Source organism: Nocardia sp. NPDC051929, from assembly GCF_044548645.1.
GTDB classification, from domain to species: Bacteria; Actinomycetota; Actinomycetes; order Mycobacteriales; family Mycobacteriaceae; genus Nocardia; species Nocardia sichangensis.
In genome coordinates this window covers 200181-221857 of sequence record NZ_JBIUCG010000007.1, presented here as the reverse complement: position 1 = coordinate 221857, position 21677 = coordinate 200181, and the positions used below count along the sequence as shown (strand labels likewise).

Annotated in this window: 23 protein-coding genes; 7 read left to right on the top strand and 16 right to left on the bottom strand. The window is 69.3% G+C overall.

Translation table 11 applies throughout. The features are described 5' to 3' along the window. The first annotated feature begins 182 nt into the window (after nt 1-182). The 3 genes from ACIHAX_RS11495 (at nt 183) to ACIHAX_RS11485 (ending at nt 1734) form a co-directional block, all read left to right on the top strand. Complete coding sequence (locus ACIHAX_RS11495; RefSeq protein ID WP_355076302.1) at nt 183-476, top strand: WhiB family transcriptional regulator; 294 nt, start codon at nt 183-185, stop codon at nt 474-476. 429 nt (nt 477-905) lie between these two features. Then, the gene (locus tag ACIHAX_RS11490; protein WP_397277156.1) at nt 906-1481 is read left to right on the top strand and encodes a sigma-70 family RNA polymerase sigma factor; all 576 of its coding nucleotides are present in this window, start codon (nt 906-908) and stop codon (nt 1479-1481) included. A gap of 1 nt (nt 1482) precedes the next feature. Then, nucleotides 1483-1734, top strand: coding sequence for a hypothetical protein (locus ACIHAX_RS11485; RefSeq protein WP_355076299.1), 252 nt, complete (start codon nt 1483-1485; stop codon nt 1732-1734). A gap of 203 nt (nt 1735-1937) precedes the next feature. Here the strand turns inward: ACIHAX_RS11485 and groL are convergent, their stop codons facing one another. Both groL and groES read right to left on the bottom strand, forming a co-directional pair. Further along, nucleotides 1938-3548, bottom strand: a complete 1611-nt coding sequence (gene groL, locus ACIHAX_RS11480; protein WP_356964710.1) for a chaperonin GroEL — start codon at nt 3546-3548, stop codon at nt 1938-1940. Between the two features lie 174 nt (nt 3549-3722). Beyond that, nucleotides 3723-4025: a co-chaperone GroES gene (gene groES, locus ACIHAX_RS11475; RefSeq protein ID WP_028479292.1), complete on the bottom strand. Its 303-nt coding sequence runs from the start codon at nt 4023-4025 to the stop codon at nt 3723-3725. Between the two features lie 586 nt (nt 4026-4611). Here groES and ACIHAX_RS11470 point away from each other — a divergent pair. Beyond that, on the top strand, nt 4612-6147 hold the full coding sequence (locus ACIHAX_RS11470; RefSeq protein ID WP_379252036.1) for an Hsp70 family protein: 1536 nt from the start codon (nt 4612-4614) through the stop codon (nt 6145-6147). Nucleotides 6148-6235: 88 nt separating this feature from the next. On the opposite strand, the gene tsaD is transcribed toward ACIHAX_RS11470, so the two are convergent. The 7 genes from tsaD to ACIHAX_RS11435 form a co-directional block, all read right to left on the bottom strand. Then, nucleotides 6236-7279: a tRNA (adenosine(37)-N6)-threonylcarbamoyltransferase complex transferase subunit TsaD gene (tsaD, locus tag ACIHAX_RS11465; protein WP_397277154.1), complete on the bottom strand. Its 1044-nt coding sequence runs from the start codon at nt 7277-7279 to the stop codon at nt 6236-6238. Next, nucleotides 7276-7779 (bottom strand): ribosomal protein S18-alanine N-acetyltransferase, encoded by a 504-nt coding sequence (gene rimI / locus ACIHAX_RS11460; RefSeq protein WP_355076292.1) that lies wholly within the window; start codon nt 7777-7779, stop codon nt 7276-7278. Before rimI ends, tsaD begins: the two co-directional genes overlap by 4 nt. 5 nt (nt 7780-7784) lie before the next feature. Continuing rightward, nucleotides 7785-8501, bottom strand: coding sequence for a tRNA (adenosine(37)-N6)-threonylcarbamoyltransferase complex dimerization subunit type 1 TsaB (gene tsaB / locus ACIHAX_RS11455; protein ID WP_356964715.1), 717 nt, complete (start codon nt 8499-8501; stop codon nt 7785-7787). Nucleotides 8502-8556: 55 nt separating this feature from the next. Continuing rightward, nucleotides 8557-9009: a tRNA (adenosine(37)-N6)-threonylcarbamoyltransferase complex ATPase subunit type 1 TsaE gene (tsaE, locus tag ACIHAX_RS11450; protein WP_355076288.1), complete on the bottom strand. Its 453-nt coding sequence runs from the start codon at nt 9007-9009 to the stop codon at nt 8557-8559. Further along, nucleotides 9002-10090, bottom strand: coding sequence for an alpha/beta fold hydrolase (locus tag ACIHAX_RS11445; protein WP_397277152.1), 1089 nt, complete (start codon nt 10088-10090; stop codon nt 9002-9004). The genes tsaE and ACIHAX_RS11445 overlap by 8 nt, the downstream gene beginning before the upstream one ends. Further along, a complete protein-coding gene (gene alr / locus ACIHAX_RS11440) occupies nt 10087-11307 on the bottom strand; it encodes an alanine racemase (RefSeq protein ID WP_397277150.1) in 1221 nt (406 codons plus the stop codon). Before alr ends, ACIHAX_RS11445 begins: the two co-directional genes overlap by 4 nt. Nucleotides 11308-11550: 243 nt before the next feature. Next, nucleotides 11551-12996, bottom strand: coding sequence for an NAD(P)H-hydrate dehydratase (locus tag ACIHAX_RS11435; protein WP_397277148.1), 1446 nt, complete (start codon nt 12994-12996; stop codon nt 11551-11553). 42 nt (nt 12997-13038) lie between these two features. Between ACIHAX_RS11435 and ACIHAX_RS11430 the strand changes: the two genes are divergently transcribed. Further along, nucleotides 13039-13464, top strand: a complete 426-nt coding sequence (locus ACIHAX_RS11430; RefSeq protein ID WP_355076281.1) for a cupredoxin family copper-binding protein — start codon at nt 13039-13041, stop codon at nt 13462-13464. Nucleotides 13465-13635: 171 nt separating this feature from the next. Here ACIHAX_RS11430 and ACIHAX_RS11425 read toward each other — a convergent pair whose 3' ends face one another. After that, on the bottom strand, nt 13636-14118 hold the full coding sequence (locus tag ACIHAX_RS11425; RefSeq protein WP_355076279.1) for a MarR family transcriptional regulator: 483 nt from the start codon (nt 14116-14118) through the stop codon (nt 13636-13638). 140 nt (nt 14119-14258) lie between these two features. Between ACIHAX_RS11425 and ACIHAX_RS11420 the strand changes: the two genes are divergently transcribed. Then, entirely contained in the window at nt 14259-15446 is a 1188-nt protein-coding gene (locus ACIHAX_RS11420) for an MFS transporter (RefSeq protein ID WP_355076278.1), read from the top strand. A gap of 57 nt (nt 15447-15503) precedes the next feature. On the opposite strand, the gene glmS is transcribed toward ACIHAX_RS11420, so the two are convergent. Beyond that, nucleotides 15504-17387, bottom strand: coding sequence for a glutamine--fructose-6-phosphate transaminase (isomerizing) (gene glmS / locus ACIHAX_RS11415; protein ID WP_356964722.1), 1884 nt, complete (start codon nt 17385-17387; stop codon nt 15504-15506). A 36-nt stretch (nt 17388-17423) separates the two neighbouring features. Here glmS and ACIHAX_RS11410 point away from each other — a divergent pair, with 36 nt between their 5' ends. Then, nucleotides 17424-18281, top strand: coding sequence for a hypothetical protein (locus ACIHAX_RS11410; protein WP_355076274.1), 858 nt, complete (start codon nt 17424-17426; stop codon nt 18279-18281). Between the two features lie 27 nt (nt 18282-18308). Here ACIHAX_RS11410 and ACIHAX_RS11405 read toward each other — a convergent pair whose 3' ends face one another. From ACIHAX_RS11405 to ACIHAX_RS11385, 5 genes are all read right to left on the bottom strand, one after another. Beyond that, nucleotides 18309-18659: a hypothetical protein gene (locus tag ACIHAX_RS11405; RefSeq protein ID WP_355076272.1), complete on the bottom strand. Its 351-nt coding sequence runs from the start codon at nt 18657-18659 to the stop codon at nt 18309-18311. A gap of 47 nt (nt 18660-18706) precedes the next feature. Continuing rightward, nucleotides 18707-20506 (bottom strand): hypothetical protein, encoded by a 1800-nt coding sequence (locus tag ACIHAX_RS11400; RefSeq protein ID WP_397277144.1) that lies wholly within the window; start codon nt 20504-20506, stop codon nt 18707-18709. 58 nt (nt 20507-20564) lie between these two features. After that, nucleotides 20565-20876, bottom strand: coding sequence for a hypothetical protein (locus tag ACIHAX_RS11395; RefSeq protein ID WP_397277142.1), 312 nt, complete (start codon nt 20874-20876; stop codon nt 20565-20567). Between the two features lie 128 nt (nt 20877-21004). Beyond that, nucleotides 21005-21313: a DUF6802 family protein gene (locus tag ACIHAX_RS11390; protein ID WP_355076267.1), complete on the bottom strand. Its 309-nt coding sequence runs from the start codon at nt 21311-21313 to the stop codon at nt 21005-21007. 98 nt (nt 21314-21411) lie between these two features. Further along, complete coding sequence (locus ACIHAX_RS11385) at nt 21412-21603, bottom strand: PspC domain-containing protein (protein WP_039795694.1); 192 nt, start codon at nt 21601-21603, stop codon at nt 21412-21414. Between the last annotated feature and the right edge of the window lie 74 nt (nt 21604-21677).

Genomic DNA, 21677 nt, shown 5'->3' with positions numbered 1-21677 from the left:
TTGACGGAATTTCGCGGCTGGACCTAACGTAGCTCATCGCCACGGACGGCGCCGCGCGAAATTGCAGCGACCACGAAGGGCGAGCCCCCCGGGTACCCCCGCCGACACGGCGTCGTGGCCCACAACTGTTGCAGAACAACTGCTCGACAACGCTGACGAGCTCGCACCACGAGGAGTTCACCATGCCCATGCCGACCCACCTCCCGGGACCCAACGCCGATGTCTGGGATTGGCAGATGCGAGGATCGTGCCGCGGGCAGGATTCCGCGGTGTTCTTCCATCCCGATGGTGAGCGTGGCCGGGCCCGCACGGCCCGTGAGATGCGCGCCAAGGAGATCTGCCGCACCTGCCCGGTGCTCATGCAGTGCCGCGCGCACGCGCTGAAAGTCAGCGAGCCCTACGGCATCTGGGGCGGCATGTCGGAGACCGAGCGCGAGATGCACGCGCGGCGCAGCCGCCGCCGCATGGCCGTCTGAATCAATCCCCTCCCATCCGCACGCCGCCGGGCGTCGAATTCCTAGCAAACAACGGGCCACTGCAACATGCTTCGGCCGAGCCGCTCACATGACACGGTGACCGGTTCCGCGCCGAAGGTCGGCGCGTGAGTTCCGATCGTCACCATCGATCGGCCGGCCGCCGAGCGAGGCCGGAGGCCGTGCACCCGGCGTTCCGGCACGGTGCGACGGTTCGGCGTGTCACGGCGTGTCGCTCCCGAGATGTCCGGCGTATCGGCGCTTTCCGCAACGCGGCGCCGGTCCACGACGAGCCTTGTGGCCACCCCACCCGAAGGGAGGTCATAGCGGCGCGCTACGGTAGTGACCGATGACACAGAATGGAGCGTTGTGACAACGCGGCCGTCGGCCGCAGAGGGCGACTCGTTCCGAAGAGCAGCCTTCCCACCCACAGTGGATTCTGCGGTTACGGCACGCGCAGCCGAAAGTATCGAGCTCGCCGCGCTTTTGCATCGATGCGGTCGAGCCGACCAGGAAGCATTCGCCGAGTTGTACGACCGGACGTGTGCGCGCGTCTTCGGTTTGGTTTTGCGCGTTCTGCACGATCCGGGCTACGCGGAGGAGACCACGCAAGAGGTCTATCTGCAGGTCTGGCGTATGGCATCGAGTTTCGACCCGGCGAAAGGTTCCGCGGTCACCTGGTTGATGACGCTCGCCCACCGGCGCGCCGTGGACCGGGTCCGCGCCGAGCAAGCCCACACCCAGCGCGAGGTCGCGTACGGGATCCGGGTGCTCGGCAACGAATTCGACGAGGTCACCGAAGAGGTCGAGCGCAGGCTCGAACAACAGGCCGTCCTGGCCGGTCTGGCCACACTCACCGAAACCCAGCGGGAAGCCATCTCGCTCGCCTACTACGGCGGACGCACCTATGCGGAGGTAGCCACCCACCTCGACGTAGGGTTACCTACGGTTAAGTCCCGGATTCGGGACGGATTGACACGACTGAAGAAAAGTTTGGGGGTGACGTGAGATGAACGAACGCCGTATCGATCTCGCGCACACCGTCGCGCTCGGATCGATCGACGACGAAGACCATCAGGAAGTGCAGGAGCTGTTCGACAGCGAGGACCCCGTGCTACGCGCGGAGTTCATCCAGGAAGTCAGAGACACGAAAGAAGCGCTCGCCGTTCTCGCCACAGCCACGGCGGCCACTCCGCCGCCGTCGCTGCGTGCTCGCCTACTCGCGGCCATCGCCGCCGAGCAGCCACCGGTCGCCAGCTGAATCCGGCGTCCCGCCAGGCATTCCCGCCCCGCGCGTACCGACCCCAGCGGTCCTGAGCTTCCTGCGGCCTCCCTCCGATCCCGCGGCAGACAGGCGATTCGGAACTCTCTCGGTCCAACCGGTAGTCGAGGCCGCGTACGGCAAGGCCCCCGAACCGCGTGGTTCGGGGGCCTTGTCCGTGCGTTGTCCCGAGAAAACCGGGTTCAGTGCGCGTGGCCGTGGTGGCCGTGGTCGTTCTGCTCCTCGGCGGGCTTGTCCACCACGGCGCTCTCGGTGGTGAGCACCATGCGCGCGACCGACGCCGCGTTGACGACGGCCGAACGGGTCACCTTCACGGGGTCGACGACGCCGTCGGTGAGCAGGTCGCCGTAGGTGAGCGTGGCGGCGTTGAAGCCGTCCTTGCCCTCGGCGACCTTGCTGACCACCACGGCGCCGTCCAGGCCCGCGTTGGTGGCGATCCAGTACAGCGGCGCACGCAGCGCGGTGCGGACCACCTCGACGCCGACGGCCTCGTCACCGGACAGCGAATCGCGCAGCTCGACGAGCTTGCTGCTCGCCTGCACCAGCGCGGTGCCGCCACCGGGCACGATGCCCTCTTCCACGGCGGCCTTGGCGGCGCTCACCGCGTCCTCGACGCGGTACTTGCGCTCCTTGAGCGCGGTCTCGGTGGCCGCGCCGACCTTGATCACCGCGACGCCGCCTGCCAGCTTGGCCAGCCGCTCCTCCAGCTTCTCGCGATCCCAGTCGGAATCGGTGGCCTCGATCTCGCGGCGCAGCTGCGCGACGCGCGCCTCCACGTCCGCCGCGGAACCGGCGCCATCGATGATCGTGGTGTCGTCCTTGGTGACGACGACGCGGCGCACCTTGCCGAGCACGTCGAGGCCTGCCTCGCGCAGGGTGATGCCCAGATCGGGGTTCACCACGGTGCCGCCGGTGACCACGGCCAAGTCGTCGAGGAACGCCTTGCGGCGGTCGCCGAAGAACGGCGCCTTGACCGCGACGGCCTTGATCGTCTTGCGGATGGCGTTGACCACCAGGGTCGACAGCGCCTCGCCTTCGACGTCCTCGGCGATGATCAGGACGGGCTTGCCGCTTTCGGCGATCTTCTCCAGCAGCGGCAGGAAGTCCGGCAGCGAGCTGATCTTCTCGCGGTGCAGCAGGACGAACACGTCCTCCAGGATGGCCTGCTGGCTGTCGGGGTCGGTGACGAAGTAGGGCGACAGGTAGCCCTTGTCGAACTGCACGCCCTCGGTGACGACGAGTTCGGTCTGCAGCGTCGAGGACTCCTCGACGGTGACGACGCCGTCCTTGCCGACGGTGGTCAGCGCCTTGCCGACCATCTCGCCGATCTCCTCGTCCCGCGAGGACACGGTCGCGACCTGCGCGATGGCCTGCTCGCCGGAGACCGGGGTGGCCAGCGCGAGCAGCGCCTCGGAGACCGCGTCGGCGGCCTTGGCGATGCCGGAGCCGACCACGATCGGGTTCGCCCCGGCCGCAACGTTCTTCAGCCCGGCGCGGACCAGCGCCTGGGCCAGCACGGTGGCGGTGGTGGTGCCGTCGCCCGCGACGTCGTTGGTCTTGGTGGCGACGCTCTTGACCAGCTGCGCGCCGAGGTTCTCGAACGGGTCTTCCAGCTCGATGTCGCGCGCGATGGTGACGCCGTCGTTGGTGACGGTCGGGCCGCCGAAGGACTTCGCGAGTACGACGTGCCGTCCGCGCGGGCCCAGGGTGACCTTCACGGCGTCGGCGAGCTTGTCGACGCCGCGTTCCAGAGCCCGGCGAGCCTTCTCGTCGAACTCGATCTGCTTTGCCATGGGGATTCGCTCCTGTAGTGGATTGCGGCGCTCCCGGGTCCCGTCGTCACGCAGGCTGCCGCCTCAGGGCCCGTCGCTCGCACCGCGTGTTTCAGTGCCGTGGTGTCGGCGCCGAACGCACTCCGCCCCGGGTCACGAAAGACACCGGGGCGGAACGCATGCGTGCCTGATCGGCTACTTGGTGACGACGGCCAGCACGTCGCGCGCCGACAGGATGAGGTACTCCTCGCCCTGGTACTTGATCTCGGTGCCGCCGTACTTGCTGTAGATGACGGTGTCACCCTCCTGGACATCCAGCGGGATGCGCTTCTCGCCCTCGTCGTCCCACCGGCCGGGACCGACGGCGACAACGGTGCCTTCCTGCGGCTTCTCCTTCGCCGTGTCAGGGATGACCAGGCCGGAGGCCGTCGTCGTCTCGGCCTCGTTGGCCTGGACGAGGATCTTGTCCTCGAGCGGCTTGATGTTCACGCTCGCCACGTTGAGCCCTCCACTTTCAGGGGATTCGGTCGTCCGGAACTCGTCGCTCCGAACTCGTCGGTTGGTCACGATGCTGACCCTGCGCATAGCCCCGTCGTCGCGGGTGCCGGGACCCCTGCCCAGTGGTCAAGCTGCTGGCACAAGCACTACACACAGTGCCGACTAGCACTCTATACATGAGAGTGCCAGCGCTCAAGGCTGGGCGGTGCCAACTTTGCGCGGCGCGCCCGGCGACACTGCGAGCTTGGCTATAAGTTCGGGAAAACAGTAACGTTCGGATAACGGATTGTGACACTATTGACGACGGTTGCGGTCCGGCCGCCGGTTCGTCGCTCCTCCGAGCGGCGGCCAGGCGGCACAGAGGTACCACAGCGTCGCCGAACCCGCAGCGCCGCAGCACGATCGTTGCACCACCAGCTTCACCAGAGAGCAAGACACACGTGATCCATGGCCGGTCCCCGCGACCCACCCGGACGAGGGGCCGGTTCGTTTCCCGGTCCGGGTCGCGCGTCATCCATACGGCGGTCCGGCAGTCCATTCGAGATGGTCGGCGACACCATGACCATCCGCTCGAAGGGAGGTGAACATGCGAACATCCCTCGGCATCTCGGCCGGGGCAGAGGTCGTGTGCTCGGCGTTGGTCTCCACCGCGCCGAACGGCACGCAGAGCTTCGATTACCGCGTCGTGTCCGCCGACGCGGCTCATTCCGATCTCGGTGACCTGGTGTCGTCCTCGATCGAGCTGATGACGACCCAGCTGCCGACCACGCAGCCGCCACGCGAGATCATCCGCCCGGTCGGCGGCCGTTTCGCGGGCGGGCCACGCGACTTCGAGCCGGCGACGGGTCACCCGCCCACCAGCGTCGCGGTCGCCTACCGCACCAAGGAGCAGGCCCAGATCATCCGCTCGGCCACCGGAAAACAGCGCGACCTGCGGCTGATCCCGGAGGGCACCGCCGCGCTGACCTACCTGCGGCACACCGGCCTGCTGGACCGCTACGACACGGTCGCCATCGTCGATCTCGGCGCCTCCGGGCTCGGCGTCACCGTCGCCGACCGCGCCGACGGCTCCCTGCTCCGTTCCGATCGCACCGCGACCGTCAGCGGCAAGGCGATCGACGATCTCATCTACCACCATCTGGTGGACCTGCACTTCGCCCGGCGCGGTACCCGCCCGAACCGCGGCATGCTCACCAACCGGGGCCGCGCGGCCAAGGAGCACCTGTCCATCGCGCCCGCGGTCACCATCGACCACGTCGCCGGTCGTCCGCTGAAGCTGACCAGGGCCGACTTCGAAGAGTTGATCGCCGACCTGCTGCGCGACCTGGCGCGGTTCGTCACGATGTCGTTCGCCCGGGCGCCCAGGCAGCCGCAGGCGGTCACGGTCATCGGCGGCGGCGCCAACATCCCCGCGGTGCTCGATACGCTCACCGCCGCCCTGGACATCCCCGTGTTCACCGTGCCGGATCCCGAGGCGGTGACCGCCAAAGGCGCGGCGCTGGTCGCCGATTCGATGCAGCCGTCGGTGTTCCCGGTCGCCGGGCTCGGCGGCGACGCGCCCGCGGGGACGGTAACCAAGGTGTTCGGCACGCTCGCCGGTGCGATCGTGGTCGTCGGACTGATCGTCGGCTACGGGGTCAAGACGTTCGCGCCGACCTCGGATGACGAGGTCTCTCCCGCGGGGACCACGAGCAGCGCGTCGCAACTGCCCAACCCGACATCGGTGCCGCCCGCGACCACGGCTGCCGCCACGCCGCACAACCGCACGCCGGACAACACCGGCATCGCACCGACGACCACGGAACGCGGACCGCAGAGCACGACCGGCGGTCCGTCGTCCACGCAGGTGATCACACCCACGCAGCCCACGCTGCGCCCGGATCCGAACCTTCCGCCGATTCCGTTCCCCGAACTGCTCGGCCCCCTGTTCGGGAATCCGAATGCGGCACCGAACGGTTCGCCCGAATCGCCATCGAGCCGGACGTGGTACCCGGCGGCGCCGACCGCTCCGGCGCCCGGCACGAGCCCGACGCCCACCCAGGCGCCCGCGCGGTCGAGCCTGCCGCTCCTCCGGGGGAATTCGGGGTCGGCGTCGCATCCCGGACTGCTCGCACCGAACTGATCCGGCCGCACGACGGCCCTTCGCGGCGATCTCACCGGAAAGAAACCCGGTGCGGCCGCCGCCGCTTCGTGCGCTGAATCCGAGCCGGTCAGCGAACCATACTGACCGACACCGGCAGACCCGGATCGGTGGCGACCGTCAGCGGCGAAGCAGCCGCGCCACCAGCGATGACATGCGCGCCGAGCGCGGCGATCATCACCCCGTTGTCCGTGCACAGCCGAGGCTTGGGCACCCGCAAGGTCAAACCGGCCGCGGCGCAGCGTTCCTCGGCCATCGAGCGGATCCGCGAGTTGGCGGTCGCGCCGCCGCCGAGCACCAGCGTGCCGACGCCGACATCCTGGGCCGCGCGAACCGCCTTCATCGTGAGCACATCCGCGACCGACTCCTGGAAAGACGCCGCGATATCGGGGATGGGCAGATCCACCGCGGCGACGCCGTCGCGCTGGGCCGCCTCCACGTAACGGGCGACCGCGGTCTTGAGACCCGAGAAGGAGAAGTCGTAGCGCGGGTCGCGCGGCCCGGTCATGCCGCGAGGGAAGGCGATAGCGCGCGGATCACCGGCCGTCGCGGCGGCATCCAGCGCCGGACCGCCGGGAAAGCCCAACCCGAGCAGCCGCGCCACCTTGTCGAACGCCTCGCCCGCCGCGTCGTCGACGGTGCTGCCCAGCTCGACGATCGGCTCGGCCAGATCCGTGACGTGCAGCAGATGCGTGTGCCCGCCCGACACCAGCAGCGCGACGCACGGCGGCATCGGCCCGTGCTCCAGAGTGTCCACCGCGACGTGCCCGCCGAGATGGTTGAGCGCGTAGAAGGGCACATCCCACGCCGCCGCATACGCTTTCGCCGCGGCGACACCGACCAGCAGCGCACCGGCCAAGCCCGGGCCGATGGTCACCGCCAACGCGTCCGGTTTCGCGATGCCCGCGGCCGACAGCGCGCGGCGCATCGCGGGCACGATCGCCTCGAGATGCGCGCGCGAGGCGATCTCGGGGACGACGCCGCCGAAGCGCGCGTGCTGGTCGACGCTGGAAGCGACCTCGTCGGCGAGCAGTACGCAGGTGCCGTCGGGGTGCCTGCGGACGATGCCGACTCCGGTTTCGTCGCAGGAGCTTTCGATGCCCATGACGATCACGACAACACCTCGTCCCGTGTGCGCCAGCGCTCCCCGCTGGTCAGCGCGGGGCGACGCATCGTGTACGCGTCCGCGCCACTGGGGTGGTAGTAGTTCTTGCGCAACCCGATGATGTGGAACCCGTGCTTGGCGTACAGCGCGATCGCCGGCGCGTTGTCGGTGCGGACCTCCAGGAACACCGGTCCACCGCGCCGGTCCGCCTCGGCGAGCAGCGCCTCCAGCAGGAGCGTGCCGACACCTGTGCGGTGGCAGCCGGGGTCGACGCCGATGGTGTGGACCTCGGCCTCGGGGTGTTCGGCATCACCCAGCAGGGCGATACCCGCGTAGCCGACCATTCGCCCGTCGTCGTCGCGCGCGGTGATGTAGCGGTTGTGCCGCCCGGCCAGCTCGGACTGGAACGCCACGGCGGCCCACGGGTCGTCCTCCGGAAAAAGCAATTGCTCCAGCTCGACGCAGCGCGTGATGTCGGCGGCCACCATCGGCGCGATTCGGAAAGTCACCGGCTTCACGCCCCCGTCCGGTCGAGTCGGCGGTAGGCGTTCTCGACCGCGTCCGGCCTGCGCAAGTACAGCGGAACCAGCGGCTCCGGCACGCTGCGAGACAGCACCTCGGCGGCGACGACGCGGACCAACCCGGCGGGCGAGGGCGTCTCGGCGGGGAGCACGGGCAGATCGAAGAAGTCGACGTGCGAAGCGGATCCGGCGATCGCCGTGGCCTCGCCCGCGTCCAAGTCGGAGGGCTTGCACACCTCGGGTCCGGCCACGCGCGCGCCCTCCCGGTACCGCGCCCAATACACCTCGCGCCGCCGGGCATCGGTCACCACGAGCAGTTCGGCTTCGGGCGGGAGCTCGACGGGGGGCGGCACCGCGGGGTCGACAGCGGCGTCGGCTGCGATCGCGTCGAGGCTGCACGCGCCGTACACCGGGATCCCGAGCGCGTCGCCGAACGCGGCCGCGGTGGCCATGCCGACGCGCAGGCCAGTGAACGGACCCGGACCGACCCCGACCACGATCGCGTCGATCTCGGTCCTGGAACGACCTGCCTCGGTGAGGCATTCGAGGATCTGCGGAGTGAGTACCTCGGCATGGGCGCGGGGGTCGACCCGCACCCGGGATGCGACGGTGCGTACCCGGACGGGATTCGCCGCGTCGGCGCCCTGCTCCAAGTCCACCAGTCCCGCTGTGACGGCGGGTGTCGCGGTGTCGACGGCTAGTACAAGCATGATTGGGCCAACGATACCGGGTGGTAGGTGAGGCCGACGCAGAGCTACCCGGTAGCTAATTGACCCATTCCCAGCTGGCGGTGCGCACATCCGAGTCCGGCGCCCGCGACAGCACCACACGCAGATGCCGATCCGCGAGGTGCTCCACTACGCCGCGGCCCCACTCCACCACGACGACCGCCTGATGCAGATCGGTGTCCAGGTCCAGCGCGTCCAGCTCGTCCAGGTCGCCGCCGAGCCGGTAGGCGTCCACGTGCACCATGGGCACCGACGGGCCGCCTGCGCGCTGCCCCGCGCGGTGCTGGCGGGCGATGATGAACGTCGGCGAACTGACCCGCCCCTGCACGCCAAGACCTTCGGCGATGCCGCGGGTCAGTGCGGTCTTGCCCGCGCCGAGCGGACCGTCCAGCACCACGAGATCCCCGGCACGCAGATCGGTGGCCAGTTCCCGGCCCAGCGCCTCGGTGTCGGCGACGGTGGGCAGCACTCGATGCCCCGGATCAGCCACGGGCCACCTCCGAGGCCTCCCCCGGCGCCGGGTCGACCACGCCCGCGCGCACCAGCAAGCGATCCAGCGCGGCGTTGACTATGTCCGGGTATTGCAGATGCGGCATGTGCGCCGCGCCTTCCAACCGGATGAGTTCGCTGCCCGGCAGAGCGGCGGCGAGCGCACGCGAATTCCGGAACGGGATCACCAGATCGTGCCCGCCGCCGAGTATCAGGATCGGTGTGCCCGCCAGCGCGGGCAACGCCGCCGACTCGTCGTGCAGCTCGATGGCCTGCAGGAACTTCACTACGGTCGCCACGGGCGTCTGGTCGATCATCAGCGTCGTGAAGCGCGACAGCGTCGGGCTCACCGGTCCGTGGAACGAGCTGACGTGCAGGATCGGCGTGATCACCCGCCGAGCGGTGACGCGGCCCGCCTGCACCAGCGCGGGCGCGGTGTACACGGCCACCCGGAACCCGTCGATCGCAGGATTGCGCAACAGTTGCCCGATTCCCGCCGCGGTGACCTCGGCGGCCGCGGTCGACAGCAGTGCGATCCCGATCACTCTGGCCGCGAACAATTCCGGGAATCGCGCGGCCGCGGCCAGGATCGCCATCCCGCCCAGCGAATGCCCGACCAGCACCACCGGCCCGGCCGGTGCGGTGGCGTTCAGCACGGCGGCGAGGTCGCTCCCGAGCTGTGCGACGGTACAACTCGCGGCGCTCGGCACACCGGAACGGCCGTGTCCGCGCAGATCGAACAGCACCATGCGAAGTCCTGCGCCGTAGCGCTTTTCCAGGTCACGACGCTGAAAGTGGAAGGAAGCCATGCTGTTGCAGAAGCCGTGCACGAAGATCACCGTCACCGGTGCGTCGTCGGGGCCGCAGATCCGCGTGGCCAACGGCACGCCGTCGTCGGCGAGCACCGTCCCCGCGCGGTCGGCATCGATCAGCGCGAAATTCTCGTCGCGGTAGTCGTCGCCCCGCGCGGGCCACAACACCCGCGCACCGGCGCGACGCAAGGCGTGGGCGCCTGCCAGCGCACCGACGAATCCAGCCGTGGCCAGCCCGCCGCGCAGCGGGGTCACCCGGAAGCGGCTCATCGAACGCCACCGACATAGCGCCGGGTAACCCGGCCGCGCGGTGAACACACCACTTCGTAGTGGATGGTGTCGAGCAGGTCCGCCCACTCCTGGGCGTGCGGTCGCGCACCGAAGAGAATCGCGGTGTCGCCTTCCTGAACGCCCGCCGCGTTGTCTCCGAGGTCGACGACGAACTGGTCCATGCACACCCGCCCCACGTTCCTGCGCGGCGCCCCGCCGAGCCAGACATCGAAACGTCCGCTCAGGGGGCGGAAAACGCCGTCGGCGTAACCGGCCGGGATCAGCGCGACGGTGGTGTCGCGCGGCGCGATCCACTGGTGCCCATAGGAAACGCCTTCGCCCGCGGCCACTCGTTTGACCAGGGCGACCTCTGCCTGGAACGTCATCGCGGGCCGCAGGCCGAAATCGTCGTCCGGTATCGGGGACAGGCCGTACATGGCGATGCCCGGCCGGACCAAGTCGAAGGCCAGGTCAGGGCGGGTCAGGGTAGCGGCGGAGTTGGCGATGTGCACCAGCTCCGGTTCCAGGCCGTGCTCCTTGGCCGTGGCGATGGCCTCCAGGAACCGGGCGCGTTGCGCGTCGTTGTTGGGATGCTCGGGTTCGTCGGCGTGCGCGAGGTGGGAGAAGATCGCGCGAAACCGCACCACACCCTCGTCGACCAGAGCGCGCAGCGCCGTCAGGACTTCCGGGTACGCGTCCGGCGACACGCCGTTGCGGTTCAGGCCGGTGTCCACCTTCAGGGTGACCGTCGCCGGACGGCCCAGTTCGCGCGCCGCGGCCTCGACCGCTCGCAGATGAGCCGCCGAAGAGATCCCGATCTCGACGTCGGCGGCCACCGCAGGCGCGAAGTCGGTGTCCGTGCTGTGCAACCAGCACAGGATGGGCGCGGTGATCCCGGCCGCACGCAACTGCACGGCCTCGCCCACCGTCGTGACACCCAGTTCCGCCGCGCCCGCCGCCAGAGCGGCCCGGCCCACCTCGACCGCGCCGTGGTTGTAGCCGTCGGCCTTCACCACCGCCATCACCGCGGCGCCACCCGCGTGCTCCCGCAGGATCCGCACGTTGTGGGCGATGGCGTCCAGGTCGATGACCGTTTCCACTTGCGCTGTGCCGCCTCTCCGCGTATCCGGGCCGTCCCAGTCGGACGCGCAGGATTCACGTTCAGGTCCTGCATTTGATGCCGCCTGGATTTCGGGCGTGCCCGACGAGTTACCCATATGCTCTCGAGATCAGTCGTTGCGTTGATTCCGGTCGAGTCTATTGGCGCGCTCGATTCTGGTTCCAATCGGTTTCCGTGGCGCTCGGGCCGGTGTGTCGAGCGCCACGACCAGCATCGATACGTCGACGCCATCGGCACCCGGCACTCAGCGCCTCAGCTTTGCGCCCGCCGGAACCCGTCGGTCCGGCTGAATGCGGCCATCGGCTCGTACCGGTTCCATCACCGTGGCGGGAGGAAACAGTCAGAAGGGGTGTGCCAGGCCACGGAGGACGCCGATCGCGGGGCGGACGTGAGCTGCCAGCACGCTCGCCGAGATCGGAGTTCCCGCCGGGGCGGCGTCATGTGCGGCGAGGTTCGCGGACAGCGCGTGCACGCGCGCGGCCGCCGCGGCCGACCATGCGGGTTCCCGCCCCGCCGCGAGCAGCGCCCCGATGATGCCGGAGAGCACGTCGCCCGCGCCCGCGGTCGCCGCCCAGGAACCGCCCGCCTCGTTGACCAGCACGGGACCGCCCGGGGCGGCGACGAGCGTGGCGCGACCCTTCAGCAGCACCGTGACCTGCCAGGAAGCGGCGAAGTCGCGGACCGCCGCCACCCGGTCGGGACCGACCTCGTGGCCGGTGAGGCGGGCGAACTCGCCCGCGTGCGGAGTCAGAACGGTCGGGGCCGCACGACCGCGCACCAAGTCCGGCTCCGCGGCCAGCATGGTCAGGCCGTCCGCGTCGATCACCACCGGGAGGTCGGTGGCCAGGATCTCACGCAGGCGTTGCCTGGCGGCGGAGTCGGTGCCCGCGCCGGGACCGAAGACCCAGGCCTGGACGCGACCGGTCGCGGCGACCTCCTCGGCGGCGATCACTTCGGGGAAGTGGTTCAGCACCTCGGCCGCCGCAGTCCCGGCATACCGCACCATGCCCGATGTCGCCGCGACGGCGGCGCCCGCGCACAGCACCGCGGCGCCCGGATACGTGGCGCTACCCGCGCATACGCCCGTCACACCCTGCGTGTACTTGTCGTCGGCCGGGCCGGGGACCGGCCACGCGGCCCCGATCGCCGCGGGCTCCAGCGCGAGGAGACCCGGCTCCGGGAGACGTAAACCGATGGGCACCAATTCGATTCGCCCGCACTGCGGCGCGGCGAGCGCATGCACCGGCTTGTACGCGCCGAACGCGACCGTGACGTCCGCGCGAACCGCCGGGCCTTCGATCGCGCCGGTGCCCGGGTCGACGCCGCTGGGCAGGTCTGCCGCGACGACCGGAGCCTCCAGCGCCGCAACGATTTCGGCGGCACGCGGCCGCAACGCCCCGCGACCGGAGATGCCGACGATGCCGTCGATCACCAGATCCGGGCGGCCCACGTCGTCGGCGACTCGACCGCCCGATCCGCGCAGCGCCGCGAGTCCTCCGGCGTGCGCCCGCTCCGGGCTGAGCAACACCGCGGTGACCGCGACACCGCGGCGGCGCAGCCGCGCTCCCGCCCAGAGCGCGTCGCCGCCGTTGTCCCCGGAACCGACCAGCAGGGTCACCGCCCGCCCCGCGATACCGCCGGTACGCTCCCTGAGTTCGCCCGCCACCACCGTGGCCAGGCCGTGCGCCGCCCGGCGCATGGGCACGCCGTCCGGCACCCGGGTGAACAGCTCGGCCTCCGCCGCGCGCACTTCGTCCACCGTGAAATAGCCCCGCTGCGTGGACATCGCCGCTCCCTCCGTCGGTGTGGCCTACTACGCTTGGCCATCATGCCAAGCGTCCGCCGCATCGGGATCGTCCGCGTCGTCACGGGAGTCGCCTTGGCGTGCGCGCTCCTACTGTCCGGTTGCGGCGGCGACGAATCCGGTTCGGCCGCCACCACGACGAGGAAACCGGCTCGGCCGACCACCACCGCACAGCAGACCGGTGACCGCAAGCCCGCCGCAGCCACCGTCGTGGCGCATGACATGAAATTCTCCCCCGCCGAGGTCACCGTCGCGGTCGGCGACACGGTCACCTGGAAATTCGACGACAAGGTCCCGCACACCGTGCAGGGCATCGGCGACAAGGCCATGGGCATCAACAGCCCGATCTTCGACAAAGGCGAGTGGAGCTACACCTTCACCGCGCCGGGCACCTACCGCTATCTCTGCTCGCTGCACCCGGAGATGCGCGGCTCGGTCACCGTGCAGTAAACCGCAGGGTACGGACCCTTCGGGCTTACCGGGGGCATTCCACCGGCGAAGCGCTCCGGACGTGGCCTCGGCGAGGTCCAGCCGAGAAACCGCGAAAACCTCCGACGAAGCATCCCGGAGAAAAGCCCGGACCTCGACTCCGCACTCATTGATCGCCGAGCCGTCCCGCACTCACACCGGACGGTAGTCGCGGTGCCGTGCGCCGTGAGTGTTCAGTGCTTCGACCGCGGCCACGAGCGGAGCGAGTTCGGGGTTGGCGGCCGCCTGCCCGAGTGCTCCGGCCAGGGCGGCGTCGTGCGTGGGCCGCGCCTGTTCCAGCAGGTCCAAGCCCGCCGGGGTGACATCGGTGTAGATGCCGCGACGGTCGTCGGGGCAGAGGTAACGCTGGAGCAGGCCGCGATCTTCCAGCCGGGAAACCAGTCGGGTGGTCGCGCTCTGGCTCAGCACCACGGCCTCGGCCACCTGGTTCATCCGCAGGTGCCCGCCCGGCCCGTCGTGCTGGCGGCTCAGCACGACCAGCAGGGAGTACTCGCGAACGCTCAGGTCGTGCCCGGATTGCAGGGCCCGCTCGATGTGCGCCTCGATCCGGTCGTGCAGTAGCGAGAGTGCGTACCAACCATCGGCGAGGCCGGTCAGGGCAGCATCCGCGGTCATCGGCGTTCCTTCGGCGTCGGGGTTCGTGTCTCCAGGATAGCCAGGGATCACAATAGCCCGCGCTTGCAATTAAAGAGCGTATGCAATTATTGTTTACGCCTGTAATAGTTTGAAGCAAACGTCACGTGGAGGCTTCGTTCATGCCCCTCGCACTCCTCGCCCTGACCCTCGGGGCATTCGGAATCGGGACGACGGAATTCGTCGTCGTCGGACTGCTACCAGACATCGCGAGCAGCTACTCGGTGTCCATCCCCACCGCGGGCCTGCTGGTCACCGGCTACGCGCTCGGCGTCGTGGCGGGTGCGCCGCTGATGACCGGGCTGGGTACCCGGCTGTCGCGCAAACGGATGCTGCTCGGCATGCTGACGCTGCTCGTCGTCGGCAACCTCCTGTCCGCCGCGGCACCGACCTTCGCGCTGATGCTGACCGGACGGATCGTCGCGTCGCTGGCCCATGGCGCGTTCTTCGGGATCGGAGCGGTCGTCGCCGGAACCCTGGTCAGCGCCGATCGGCGCGCCGGTGCGATCGCGATCATGTTCACCGGGCTCACCGTCGCCACGGTGGTCGGCGTACCGCTGGGGACGCTGCTCGGCCAGCACTTCGGCTGGCGGCTGACCTTCGTGTTCGTCGCACTGGTCGGGTTGATCGGCCTGCTCGGCGTCGCGGCGCTGGTCCCGGAACAGCCCGCCGCGGCGAACGCCGCGCTGCGCACCGAACTGGCGGTGTTCCGCAATCCCCAGGTGCTGCTGGCGATGGCGATGACGGTGCTCGGCTTCGGCGGGGTCTTCGCCGCGATCACCTATCTCGCGCCGATGATGACTGAGGTCACCGGCTATGCGGAGAGTTCGGTCACCTGGCTGCTGGTCCTCTTCGGCCTCGGCTTCTTCGCGGGCAATCTGATCGGCGGCAAGTTCGCCGACCGCCATCTGATGCCGATGCTGTATCTCACACTCGGCGGGCTCGCGCTCGTTCTCGCGCTGTTCACCGTCACAGCGCACGACAAGATAGCCGCCGCCGTCACGGTGGTGTTGATCGGCGCTCTGGGCTTCGCAACCGTGCCGCCGTTGCAGAAGCGCGTCCTCGACCAGGCCGCGGGCGCACCGACCCTCGCGTCGGCGGTGAACATCGGCGCGTTCAACCTCGGCAACGCGGTGTCGGCCTGGCTCGGTGGCGTGGTGATCGCCGCAGGCTACGGCTACACCGCACCCAACTGGGTCGGCGTCGGTCTGGTGCTGGTGGCGCTACTGCTCGCGATCCTGTCCGGGCAGCTCGAGCGTCGCGGGACACCCACCGTCCCGGCGGAGCCCCTGGCTACCGTGCCGGCATAGCCGCCGGTCGTCCCGGCGGAACAGCGGCCGCGCACTGCGAAGTGCGCGGCCGCCGAACTATTCCACGGTGACGGATTTGGCCAGGTTGCGCGGCTTGTCGACGTCGTAGCCGCGCGCCTGCGCCACCTCGGCGGCGAAGATCTGCAACGGGACCGTCGACAACAGCGGCTGGAACAGCGTCGGTGCGCTCGGGATCTCGATGAGGTCGTCGGCGAACGGACGCACCGTGTCGTCGCCCTCCTCCGCGATCACGATGGTGCGCGCGCCGCGAGCCTGGATCTCCCGGATGTTGCTCAGCAGCTTCGAGTGCAACACCGCGCGCCCCTTCGGCGAGGGCATCACCACGATCACCGGCAGGCCGTCCTCGATCAGGGCGATCGGACCATGCTTGAGCTCACCTGCCGCGAACCCCTCGGCGTGCATGTAGGCCAGTTCCTTGAGCTTGAGCGCGCCCTCCAAGGCCACCGGGTAACCGACGTGCCTGCCCAGGAACAACACGGTCGGCACCTGCGCCAGCTCCCGCGCGATGGCCCGCACCTGCGGCGCGGTCTCGAGCACGCGCTCCACCAGCTTCGGCATCGCCTCGAGTTCGGTGAATTCGCGGGCCACCTCGTCCGGGTACTTGGTGCCGCGCGCCTGCGCCAAGGCGAGCCCGACCAGGTAATTCGCCGTCACCTGGGCCAGGAACGCCTTGGTGGAGGCGACGCCGATCTCCGGCCCGGCCCTGGTGTAGAGCACCGCGTCGGACTCGCGAGGGATCTGCGCGCCGTTGGTGTTGCAGATCGCGAGGACGCGCGCCTTCTGTTCCTTCGCGTGCCGCACCGCCTCCAGCGTGTCGGCGGTCTCGCCGGACTGGGAGATCGCCACCACCAGCGTGGAGCGGTCCAGCACCGGATCGCGGTAGCGGAACTCGCTGGCCAGCTCCACCTCGACGGGCAGCCGCGTCCAGTGCTCGATGGCGTACTTCGCCAGCAGGCCGGAGTGATAGGCGCTGCCGCACGCCACGACGAAAACCTTGTCGAAATCGCGCAGTTCCTGGTCGGCGAGGCGCTGCTCGTCCAGCACGATCCGGCCCGCGCCGTCGTGGTCGGTGCTGAAATGCCCCATCAAGGTGTCCGCGACCGCGGCGGGCTGCTCCTCGATCTCCTTGAGCATGAAGTAGTCGTGGCCGCCCTTCTCGGCGGCGGCCAGGTCCCAGTCGATCGTGAACGGGCGGGTGCGCGAACTCGCGTCCTCGCCGGCGAAGTCGGTGACCCGGTAGCTGTCCAGGGTGATCACCACGGCTTGGTCCTGACCGAGCTCGACCGCCTCGCGGGTGTGCTCGATGAACGCCGTGACATCCGAGGCGATGAACATCTCGCCCTTGCCCACGCCCACCACCAGCGGGGTGGAGCGGCGCGCCGCCACGATCGTGTCCGGATGGTCGGCATGGGTGAAGACCAGCGTGAACGCGCCCTCCAGACGGCGCAGGACGGACAGCGCGCTGGCCGCGAAGTCGCCTGCGGTCGGGCCATGGGCGTACGCGCGGGCCACCAGGTGCACCGCGACCTCGGTGTCGGTGTCGCTGTTCAGCTCGACCCCGGCGTCCTCCAGTTCGCGGCGCAGCGGGGCGAAGTTCTCGATGATGCCGTTGTGTACGACGGCGACCTTGCCGGTGTGGTCCCGATGCGGGTGTGCGTTGCGGTCGGTCGGCGCGCCGTGCGTGGCCCAGCGGGTGTGCCCGATGCCCGTGGTGCCCACGAAGCGATCGATCCCGGTTTCGGCGAGCTGGGCCTCCAGGTTGGCCAGGCGGCCCGCCTTGCGTTCCACCGCCAGCGTGCCCGCGCCATCCAGGATCGCCACACCCGCGGAGTCGTATCCGCGATATTCCATGCGGCGCAACGCGTCAACGACGACGCCGAGCGCGTCTCGGTACCCGACGTACCCCACGATTCCGCACATGGCTCACCACACTACTTATCGGATAACGTTCACGTCGTGTCGGCGTCTGTGAAATCGCTATTGAGCACCCTGACCAGCCGGGGACCACACCGCGTGTTGCGTGGCAATCTGGCCATCGCCGGCCAGCCGGGGGTGGTGTTCACGCCCGAGACCGGGCGGAACCTACCTGCCGTCGCCTTCGGACATGGCTGGTTGACCGGGGCGAACCACTACCGCACGCTGCTCGAACACCTCGCTTCCTGGGGAATAGTGGCCGCCGCGCCCGACACCGAGCGCGGACCGATTCCGTCACATCTGGGGTTGGCCGCCGATTTGCTCACCACGCTCGACATCTGCACCGGTGTGCGGCTCGGGGACGGCGAGATCAGCGTGCATCCGGAGCGCCTGGCTCTGGCCGGGCACGGCATGGGAGCGGGCGCCGCGGTCATCGCCGCAGGCCGCCGCGACGTCGCCACGGTCGCGGCGTTGTTCCCCGCGCCGACGGCGCCAGCCGCCGAAGCCGTCGCCCCGGAGCTGGACGTTCCGGCGTTGATCCTGGCCGGCGCGACCGACATCACCTCGGTCAGCTCGAACGCCATCCCACTGGCCACCGCCTGGGGCGGCCCGGCGACCTTGCGCGCCATCGACAAGGCCTCGCACAACGGCATCATCGAGGGGCGGCGCGTCCTCGCCGCCGTGGGTGCGGGCAAGCACGAATCGAAGACCTCCCGCACCACGCGCGCCCTGCTGGCCGGTTACCTGCTCGCCACGCTGGCGGGCGACAAGACCTATCGCGCATTCACTGATCCCGACGAGGTCATCCCGCACACCACCGTCGTCGACCCCGCGGCGCCGCAGGAGAAGGAGCCGCCGAAGCTGAAGGTCGGCCAGCTCGCCGCGCTGCTGCGGCGGTAGCCGACCGACCGCCCCGCGGAGCGTCGGTCAGATCAGCCAGCTCTTGCGTTGGTAGAACTTGGCCTCCTCGTCCTCTTCATCGACCGGCGTCACCGTGTGATTGGCTCGGCGGGCGGCCATCGACCGTGCGATGGCCGCGCGCTGCTCTTGTGCTTCCTCTTGCAGTCGCTGCCGCTCCTCCGCCTCGGCGGCAGCCTTGTCCAGGTCGGCGGCGTGCGTCACCCAGAACTCGTCCATCTCGGCGGTCAGCCGGTCGGCGATTTCCCGGCCGGTCGCCGCGGTCTGCTCGTTGATCGCCTGGATCTCGTCGAGCAACAGCGACATGCGGCGCTGGTTCTCGGCGGCGAGTTGCCTCGCTTCCTCGGCGTAGTCGACCATGCTGCGCCTCCTCGCTCATGCGGTGTGCGACCTCGTCCCGGACGGGCTCACAGTGGACCCGCCTCGGCGAACCCCGCGTCCAGCGGCCCGGCTTCGGCGAGTTCCGCGCCACTGTCCACTGGAACGTCCGGTTCCCGCTCGCCCTGCTCCGGCATCGGCTTCGGGTAGTGCTCGCCATCCTCTTCGCGCCGGGTGCGCGGCAAGGTTCCGCTCGGCAGCCCTGGCCGATCGTCCTCGGTGTCCGGTTCCGAACCTGGAGCGGGCGTTTTCTCTTCTTCCTGAGGTTCCGGTGCCGGAGACTCCTCGTTCCGAGACTCCGGCGTAAGAGGCTCAGGCGCCGGGGGCTGCGCGTTGTCGGTGTCCGGCTCGATCGTCGAGATGACCGGTATGCCGTGCTCGTTCAGCTCGACGGTGAACTCCTGCTCCGCACCGGTGGTATCGGAGAGGACGAGTTTCAACCGGCCGTCCGGCCCCATCTCGAACTGCACATGCTTACCTCCGATATCGAATTCCGCCTCAGCGCGCGGCTTTCGGTCCCGACCTTCGTCGTCCCGGTCGTCGGCTTCGGCCTTCTGCGGATCGATGCTGTGCACGAGCTTTTCGATCGCGTCGTCGACTCCGCTTTTGATGATTCCGCTCAACGCGGACACGCCCTGCTCCACCGCTTGACCGAGGCCGGTTGCCAGCGGCGCGAATTCCCGCGCCACTTGGCTGAGCGCGGCAAGTCCGTCCAGTGCGGGCATCCTGGGCGCGGGGGCGGTCGGGATACTCGGTGTGGTCGGAATACTCGGCGTGGACGGAATACTCGGCGTGGACGGGGTACTCGGCGTGGACGGGTTGTCCGGCGTGGTCGGTGTGGTCGACGCGGGGACTGTGCTCGGTGTCGTGCTCGCCGGGACCGTGGCGGCGGGCAGGCCTGGCGGGCCGGGAGCACTGGTCACCTCGGGTTTGTCCTGGTCGACCAGTGTCCCCGGTTGTGGTTCCGACGGACCTTCCGGGCGCGGGTAGCCATGCTCGGCCACCTGCGTCAGCGCATCGGCCAGGTTCTTGTACTGGTCTTTGAACAGTCGATCGACCTCGGTACAGACGTCGATATAGGACGACAGTTTGCGGTCGAAGTCCGGCTTGAACGTCTTGGTCAGCCACTCATCGGTGACGCTGCGCACTCGGTCGCCGTACGCGCCGGTGAGCATGTTCTCGCTGTCGGAGTTGATGAAGCCGAGCACGCTTGTGTTGATCTTGTCCTCCCGCACGGCGAGTGCGGGGAAGATGCGGCCCAGCTCGCGGACTTGGTCGGCGTCGATCCATTCCCGCGCGTTGTGCACGTCGACGATGACCTTCACCTCCGCCGGGGTCTTACCGTCGATCTCGACGACCTTCCTGCCGCCCACCGGTCCCGCGAGCAACTCTCGGGTGGCGAACGCCTTCGCGGCCACCGCCGACCGCAGCGAACCCGCCATATCGGCGATCACGGTGACGGCGGTCTTGACGTGCTGCCGGTCCTCGTCGGCCAGGACCGACTGTTTGCCGAGCATGTCGAGCGCGGCGGCGGCCGCCGTACCCTGCCACAGGCCGGGCAGCCGACGGGTGTAGCCCTGCTGCGCGTCCCATTGCCGATCCACTTCCGACAGTGCGGCTTTCAGCGCCTCGCCCGTCTGCTCCAGTCTGTCCAACCGGGTGCCGCGCTGCTCGTCGTACATCGCCAGCAGCTTGCCGACGCCGACGCGTCTCTCGTTGTCGCCGAACGCCGCCTCGTACAGCGGCGTGAACTCGATCCAGTACTGCAACCCCGCGCTGCCCTCGTCCAAGAGGGTGTCGATCGCCTTGCCCTGCCAGGAAACCGTCATGATTCCGACTCCTCGAATGTCTGGCGTCGCCGGTGCGAGCACGGGTCATTCGGCGGTCTCATGTCTTGTTCGTCTCGGAAGCGCGCTGCTGGTCGGTTTCGGCGTAGGCCACCACGGCGGCCCCGAGCGCGTCGGCGGTCGCGGTGGTGGCCTCACTCCAGTTCCGCAGCCACGCACCGACCCGTTCGAGGCCCTGATGCACCGCGATCCCCTGCGGCGCGTAATTCCGGCCCGCCTCGTCACCGCTGCCGAACAGGTGATCGGCGACTCCCTTCGCCTGGTCGCGGACGACGTCCGCCGATCTGCGATAGTCGCTGCCGAGCGCACCGAGTTCCCCCGTCTGCACACCGACCATTTCCGACCCGCCCACGACTCCCCTCCGTCCTCGTAGTGTCGTTGCGCCGACGCGAATCGCGTTCGCGCCGAATGCCGCCCTACTTCCTTCGACGCAACACGCCGACACTCGGTTCCCTCGAATTTTCGCCCCCGCGGATTCGGTCAGCTTCCGATTCTGCCTCGGTCGGTGCGGACCCATTCGGAGGTGCCGTCGGGGTGGCGCTGGAATTCCCATGCGGCGTAGTCGCCGTCCTTCTCCACCACGGTGACGTGGTCGGCGAAGCCGTCGTGGTCGTAGTCGGTCCAGACCTGCATCGCGTCGTCACCCGTGGTAGTGACGGTGTCGAGCGAGCCGTCGCCGTCGATGCCCTGCGTCGGGTGGTGCAATTCGATCGCGCCCAGGCCGTCGAGCGACGAAGACGCGTCGATACCGGGTATATCCAGACCTGGGAATTCGCTCGAGGTGATCATGACCCCTCCTCAGCAGAACTCGTACCGGTGGTGCGATGCCGCTCGAGCGGCATCGTTCCATCCTGTCACCCGCGCGGGCTCGACGCAGCCCCGCGAGTTCACTTCTTCGGCATCAACAGCCACAGCACCAAGTAGATGACGAACTGCGGGCCGGGCAGCAGGCACGACACCACGAACAGCAGACGGACGACGTTGGCGTTCCAGCCGAGATACTCGGCGATGCCACCGCAGACGCCTGCGATCCACTTGTCGTGGGTGGAGCGGGTGAAACGGCGGGTGGGGGCGGTCATTGGTCTTCCCTCTCGTGCGGTGATCGCTACGTCCTCCACTGTGCCCGTCGTCGCGGGCCCCGCCATCGGCCCGG

Bases quoted from the DNA above. Each gene is read 5' to 3' on its own strand.
- alr (WP_397277150.1), bottom strand. From the start codon at position 11,307: ATGGGTAACTCGTCGGGCACGCCCGAAATCCAGGCGGCATCAAATGCA.
- ACIHAX_RS11435 (WP_397277148.1), bottom strand. From the start codon at position 12,996: ATGTCCACGCAGCGGGGCTATTTCACGGTGGACGAAGTGCGCGCGGCG.
- ACIHAX_RS11430 (WP_355076281.1), top strand. From the start codon at position 13,039: ATGCCAAGCGTCCGCCGCATCGGGATCGTCCGCGTCGTCACGGGAGTC.
- ACIHAX_RS11470 (WP_379252036.1), top strand. From the start codon at position 4,612: ATGCGAACATCCCTCGGCATCTCGGCCGGGGCAGAGGTCGTGTGCTCG.
- ACIHAX_RS11390 (WP_355076267.1), bottom strand. From the start codon at position 21,313: ATGATCACCTCGAGCGAATTCCCAGGTCTGGATATACCCGGTATCGAC.
- ACIHAX_RS11485 (WP_355076299.1), top strand. From the start codon at position 1,483: ATGAACGAACGCCGTATCGATCTCGCGCACACCGTCGCGCTCGGATCG.
- ACIHAX_RS11405 (WP_355076272.1), bottom strand. From the start codon at position 18,659: ATGGTCGACTACGCCGAGGAAGCGAGGCAACTCGCCGCCGAGAACCAG.
- ACIHAX_RS11495 (WP_355076302.1), top strand. From the start codon at position 183: ATGCCCATGCCGACCCACCTCCCGGGACCCAACGCCGATGTCTGGGAT.
- ACIHAX_RS11425 (WP_355076279.1), bottom strand. From the start codon at position 14,118: ATGACCGCGGATGCTGCCCTGACCGGCCTCGCCGATGGTTGGTACGCA.
- ACIHAX_RS11420 (WP_355076278.1), top strand. From the start codon at position 14,259: ATGCCCCTCGCACTCCTCGCCCTGACCCTCGGGGCATTCGGAATCGGG.
- groL (WP_356964710.1), bottom strand. From the start codon at position 3,548: ATGGCAAAGCAGATCGAGTTCGACGAGAAGGCTCGCCGGGCTCTGGAA.
- tsaB (WP_356964715.1), bottom strand. From the start codon at position 8,501: ATGCTTGTACTAGCCGTCGACACCGCGACACCCGCCGTCACAGCGGGA.
- ACIHAX_RS11400 (WP_397277144.1), bottom strand. From the start codon at position 20,506: ATGACGGTTTCCTGGCAGGGCAAGGCGATCGACACCCTCTTGGACGAG.
- glmS (WP_356964722.1), bottom strand. From the start codon at position 17,387: ATGTGCGGAATCGTGGGGTACGTCGGGTACCGAGACGCGCTCGGCGTC.
- ACIHAX_RS11445 (WP_397277152.1), bottom strand. From the start codon at position 10,090: ATGAGCCGCTTCCGGGTGACCCCGCTGCGCGGCGGGCTGGCCACGGCT.
- ACIHAX_RS11385 (WP_039795694.1), bottom strand. From the start codon at position 21,603: ATGACCGCCCCCACCCGCCGTTTCACCCGCTCCACCCACGACAAGTGG.